Origin of the sequence: Kitasatospora sp. NPDC059803 (assembly GCF_042732255.1) — a bacterium.
Taxonomy (GTDB): domain Bacteria; phylum Actinomycetota; class Actinomycetes; order Streptomycetales; family Streptomycetaceae; genus Kitasatospora.
Genome location: NZ_JBHWIJ010000038.1, coordinates 1 through 4,953 on the forward strand (window position 1 = coordinate 1; position 4,953 = coordinate 4,953).

Sequence of the window (4,953 nt, forward strand, 5' to 3'; positions counted from 1 at the left end):
CGGCGCGGCGGGGCGGGGCGCCCCTAATGTAATCGGGCGCCCCCCCGCCCCCCGCCGGCCGGCGCCCGCGGGGGCGCGGGCCCCGCCCGGCGCGCGCGGTCCGAGCCCTGCTGCCGTACCGGGCGCGGCCGGTCCCGCTCAGCTCTCGGCCGACCACCCGCGTCTCAGCTCAGCTGACCACCCGGGGCAGCCGCAGGATCGGCAGCCCCGTCAGTGCCACCACCCCGAGCTGCACCAGCAGCTCAGCACGTCCCCGTGCCCAGCCCGGGCAACACCGCAGCCGGCGGCGGCAGAGGAAGTGGACGTGGCCGCAGGACAACACTGGTGGACACCTCGGTGGGACAACCGCGAAACCCGCTGGCCAGAACGACTCCGGCGGACAGGCCGATGGCCTGGATGGCGAAGACGCTGGAGCCCGTGGGGTCGTTCAGGATGGCGACCGCGTCCACGCCGTCGTCGCGGGATCCCTGGGTGCGCCAGGTCTCGTAGCCCATGGCTTCGAAGAGTTCGCGCACCAGCCGCTCGAAGTCGTAGGGGTTCATCTGGAGCAGGTCCGGCCGACTGTCCAGCGTGGCGACCACGGCGGTGTCGGTGATGATGCGGTAGCGCGACAGGTCCGCCTCGACGATGGGTGTGACCGGTTCCAGGTCGTGGGGGTGCTTGGAGACGGTGGCGCCGAGCCGGTGGAGGCATTGCTGCGGGTCCAGTCTCGGCTCGTCCAGGACCAGTTCGGCAAAGTCCTCGCGCTGGGCGACGACGCTGACGACGCACGCCCGGACGGCCTGGCCGGTTGCCGGATCCGTCGCGTTGACGCGGCCGTTGAGGATGACGCTGTCCACGAACGCGGCCGGCGTGGCGGAGAGCGCCTCGTCAAGCGCGCGGAGGGCCAGGCGGGCCACGAGCCGGGCGTAGGCCTCGTGGACCTCGGCCTGCTTGAGCGGCTGGGGGACGACCTCGGCCCGCTGCGCCACGTAGCGGTAGGAGGCCACCGTGGGAACGATCTCGTGGCTCGGGAGCTCGACCTCGACCAGGAGTTGCTGCGCCTCGGGGACGTAGACCGCGTGGGCCGCCGTTCGGCAGCCCTCGGGGACCGGAGAGCGCCTCAAGAGGTCTTCCACGACGCTGGCGACGCCTTGCGGGCCGTCGTGGGCGAAGGCCTGTTCCACGTGCGGATGCCACAGGTCGAGACCCTCGGGACGCTGAAGCAGGACCGCTTCCAACTCCTCGCGGCGCAAGCGGCATTGGAGTGTTCCCTCGTCGGCCTGGGCTTTGAGGCGGGCCGTCTCCGCTTGCCGGGCCTGTCGTTGGGCTTCCTTCTCGGCCTGGGCCTCCTCGCGTTTCTTCGCCTCCTCCGCTCGACGGCGTGCGGCCTGGCGCTTGGCCAACTCGGCCTCCACCCGGGCGGCTTCCCTCGCACGGGTGGCTTCCTCGCGCTTGAGGTGCTTCTCCCCGGCGGCCAGGAGCCGGGCGTGTTCGACCGCAGGGTCGACCGTCCGCTTCCGGGGGCGAGGTGGAGCCGGCGCGGAGGGCTTGGCGGGTGCCTGCTGCTGCGTTCCTCGCCGGGCCTCCGCGGCTTTCGCCTGCTGCTTCAGGCGGTACGCCTCCGCGAGGATCTCCGCCACCGTCTTGCGGCGTGCCACAATCCACCCCCTGGTCCATTGCCGCGCACACCGGCACGGCGGCCCTCTACAGCCTCTGCGTTACCCGAGCAGCACTACCCGGTGGAGACGGCTGGGAATCCGTAGCCTCGGGCCGGGGCAGGAGAACCGGGTCAAGCGGCCTGGTGCACAACGCGCCGCTGTCAGTCGGGAGCCCAGGCCGTTGAGCGCGGGCTCACTCGCGGGCTTCGTAGCGTGCGCCGGGCCTCGGCCAGCTGGAGTCCATGAAGTCGGGGCGGTCGATCCGGTGGAAGCAGCGCACCAGGAACTCGGTGAACGTTCCGGCGGTCTCGAACCACTCGACCTCGTCGCTGCTGATGATGATCCGCCACTCGGCGGGCTCGTCCTCGACCGCGCGGAAGAAGTACCGGCTGCCGTGCTCGTCGCTTCCCCACAGCAGCAGAATGCCCGATTGGACGTCGGACTCGTCCACCTCCCAGCAGTCCTCGTCGATCTCGCCGTACCAGGCCGGACGCTCAGGTGGGGGTCCCCAGTGGCGCTCCAGCTCGGCCGGTGTGGTGTCCATCGGCCGGTCGATCGTCAGGTAGCCGTCCACCGAGCCGGGGCCGTACAGGTCGAGGAACGCCTTGAAGTCGGCCGGCAGCCGGAAACCGAGGTGCCGCTCACTGGCGTCCCAGATCGCGGGCCTGGCCCGGCCCCAGCACGAGGGTTCCCCGAGCATCGCGCGTAGCTGCTCCAGCGCGGTTCGGCCCTCCGGGCGGGGGTGCGAGGTTGCTGGTGTCAGCATTGCCACAGGAACACGGCGTGTGCGCAGGGCTCGCACGCGAAGGCGTAGGCCTTGCCGCGGCCGCCGAAGTTCATCGCTGCGGCGTGGTCCCGTCCTTCCTTGAGCTGGACGACGAGCATCGGTCCGTCGCAGGTGGCGCACTGCGGCCAGGTAGTCCCGGCCGGGGCCAGCGGCGCGCCGCCGGTGCGGGTGGGCGGCGCGTCGGGCCCCGTGGTGCCCGCGTACGTCATCAGGGTCGTTGTCACAGGTGGCGACTGTACGACAGGCCGCTGACACCATCTCGGCGTCCCGTCCGACAGCGGCAGACGCTGTACGCCCGGGGCGACGTGAAAATTCTTGGAACTCGTGGCCCCGCAGCCGCCCGGAACAGTGCCTCAGGCGCCCCTCAGGGGGCCGTGGCCGGATCGCGGCGGCAGTGCGCAGCCGTCCCGGCCGGGCGCTCGCGGTTGCCTCTCAGGAGCCCGTCAGCGGCCTCGCCAAACTGGCTCTGACCTGGTGTTTTCTCGGAAATCTCCTAGGCTGGGGGAGCTTTGTCGGGCACCTTCGGAGGGGGCATCATGGGCGAGGAATCAAGGGCGTACGGCGCCAGCAAGATCGTGGTTCTTGAGGGCCTGGAGGCCGTTCGGAAGCGGCCCGGGATGTACATCGGATCGGTCGGTGAGCGCGGCCTGCACTGCCTGGTGTTCGAGGCCGCCGAGTGGGCGCTGGACGAGATCCTCGGCGGTACCGCCAGCCGTGTGGAGATCACCCTCACCGCCGATGGTGGCGTCCGCGTCGCCGACGACGGCATGGGCGTCCCGGTCGAGCACGCCGGTCACAGTGACGGCCCTGCGCTGGAGACCCGGTTGACCGTGCTCTGCTGGGGGGCGCAGCCTGCCAACCGGCGCTCGCTGCTCGGCGGTTACTTCGGCGTGGGACTGGCCGTCGTCAACGCGCTGTCGGACCGTCTGACGGCCGAGGTGCGGCGCGACGGCGCCCGCTGGGTGCTGGAGTACGAGCGAGGTGTGGCTGTCGCGACGCCCGCCCACGCTGGACCGGCCGACGGCAGCGGGACCGCGATCACCTTCCGGCCCGATGCCGAGATCTTCGAGACTCTGGAGTTCTCGTTCGACGCGCTGGCCGAGCGTTTCAGGGAACTGGCCTTCCTGAACCGGGGCTTGGACGTCACTCTGACCGATGACCGCGACCCCGCGGTGCCCCGGGCCGTCCGCTTCCGGTTCCCGGGCGGACCGAGGGACCGCATCGTTGAGCAGGGCGCCGCCCCCCTCCACCCGGACGTGATCGGCTTCAAGCGCGAGTACTCCGAAATGGAGGGAAGTGTCGAGGTGGCCTTCCGTTGGTGCGACTCGCGCGAGGAGCGGGTCGCAAGCTACGCCAACAGCCGGCCGACCACCAACGGCGGCACGCACGAGCTCGGCTTCCGCGACGGCCTGGCGGCCGCGCTCAACGCCCATGCCCGCGAGCAGCAGTTGCTCATGCCGTCCGACCCCGACCTCACCCCCGCCCAGCTCGGCGTGGGCCTGACGGCGGTCGTGTCGGTGAAGCTCGATCGCCCCGAGTTCGAGGGGGCCACCCGCGAACGACTGGGCAGCGGGCCCGTCCGCGCCTGCGTCGCCGAGGCCGTTCGAGAGCACCTGGCCGCCTGGCTCCGCGTCAACCCGGCGCAGGCGACCGCCGTCCTCGCCCGGATCTCGATGACCACCGGCCACTGACAGCACACCGAAGACACCGAAGCCCAGGTCGGGATTGGTCCCCGGCCTGGGCTTTTCGGTGGGCGCAGACGATCCCGGCGACCCCGCCAGCCACAGGGCGCGGCCGATCTCAAAACCCCGCAGGGCCGTGACCTATCGGCGACCGCCCCCCGCCCGGAGTGTCCGGAGCGCCCGGGCCGGATGGCGTGATCGGCCATGTTCCGTGGCCCGAAAGTATCTTGATGATCAGTCACGTCCGGTGAAAGCGTGAGCACGTTCTGTGTTGATCGCGTGGCCGTCGGTAGCCCTTCGGCCACCCGGCGTGAGGTGGCAGCTTGACGGAGACGCAGCACCTGGCGAAGGTCTACAGCGACCGCGCCTACGTGCACACCACGACCGTGCGGCACCAAGGCAGTACGGTCGCGTTCGCGATGGACGACCAACGGCGGATCGTCTACAGCGTCCTGGACCTGTCGCAGCACGACGAGGCGAAGGGCGAGGCGGACGCGGCGTACTGGTCGGAGGATCCGCTGGCGTTGCGTTTCCCGACGGAGGTGGCGAGGGTCGGCTACGCGGTGGCGGGCGCGGTGCGGATGCCCGTCGTCAAGCGCGGCGGCCGGGTCGAGGCGGACGCGGCGGAGCGGCTGGAGGACCAGGAGCTGGACCGGTTCCTGTCCAGCACCGCCCGGCTCGGCGCCGCCGCCCCCTTCCAGGTCCTGTCCGACGGCACCCACGTGTACGTGCTGCGCCAGTCGGGGGGGGGCGCCCCCCCCGACGCGGGGTTGACGCCGGCCGCCCCGCCCCGCCCCACGGCCCCCACCGCCACCCCCCACAACCCGTGCAACAGCCGCCACGG

General features: G+C 71.6%; 4 protein-coding genes and 1 pseudogene. 2 read left to right on the plus strand and 3 right to left on the minus strand.

Annotated features, from left to right (window positions below; all coding sequences use genetic code 11):
- Positions 1-242: 242 nt before the first annotated feature.
- The 3 genes from ACFV6I_RS09165 to ACFV6I_RS09175 all read right to left on the minus strand — a co-directional run bounded on the left by ACFV6I_RS09165 (position 243) and on the right by ACFV6I_RS09175 (position 2,651).
- The gene (locus tag ACFV6I_RS09165; protein ID WP_380424053.1) at positions 243-1,640 is read right to left on the minus strand and encodes a restriction endonuclease; all 1,398 of its coding nucleotides are present in this window, start codon (positions 1,638-1,640) and stop codon (positions 243-245) included.
- A 193-nt stretch (positions 1,641-1,833) separates the two neighbouring features.
- Entirely contained in the window at positions 1,834-2,406 is a 573-nt protein-coding gene (locus tag ACFV6I_RS09170; protein WP_380424054.1) for an SMI1/KNR4 family protein, read from the minus strand.
- Positions 2,400-2,651, minus strand: a complete 252-nt coding sequence (locus tag ACFV6I_RS09175) for a hypothetical protein (protein ID WP_380424055.1) — start codon at positions 2,649-2,651, stop codon at positions 2,400-2,402. The genes ACFV6I_RS09170 and ACFV6I_RS09175 overlap by 7 nt, the downstream gene beginning before the upstream one ends.
- 312 nt (positions 2,652-2,963) lie before the next feature.
- Here ACFV6I_RS09175 and ACFV6I_RS09180 point away from each other — a divergent pair, with 312 nt between their 5' ends.
- Positions 2,964-4,118, plus strand: a complete 1,155-nt coding sequence (locus tag ACFV6I_RS09180) for an ATP-binding protein (RefSeq protein WP_380424056.1) — start codon at positions 2,964-2,966, stop codon at positions 4,116-4,118.
- Positions 4,119-4,432: 314 nt separating this feature from the next.
- A pseudogene (locus ACFV6I_RS09185) lies at positions 4,433-4,953 on the plus strand (hypothetical protein); the annotation flags it as partial.

Bases quoted from the DNA above. Each gene is read 5' to 3' on its own strand.
- ACFV6I_RS09170 (WP_380424054.1), bottom strand. From the start codon at position 2,406: ATGCTGACACCAGCAACCTCGCACCCCCGCCCGGAGGGCCGAACCGCG.
- ACFV6I_RS09180 (WP_380424056.1), top strand. From the start codon at position 2,964: ATGGGCGAGGAATCAAGGGCGTACGGCGCCAGCAAGATCGTGGTTCTT.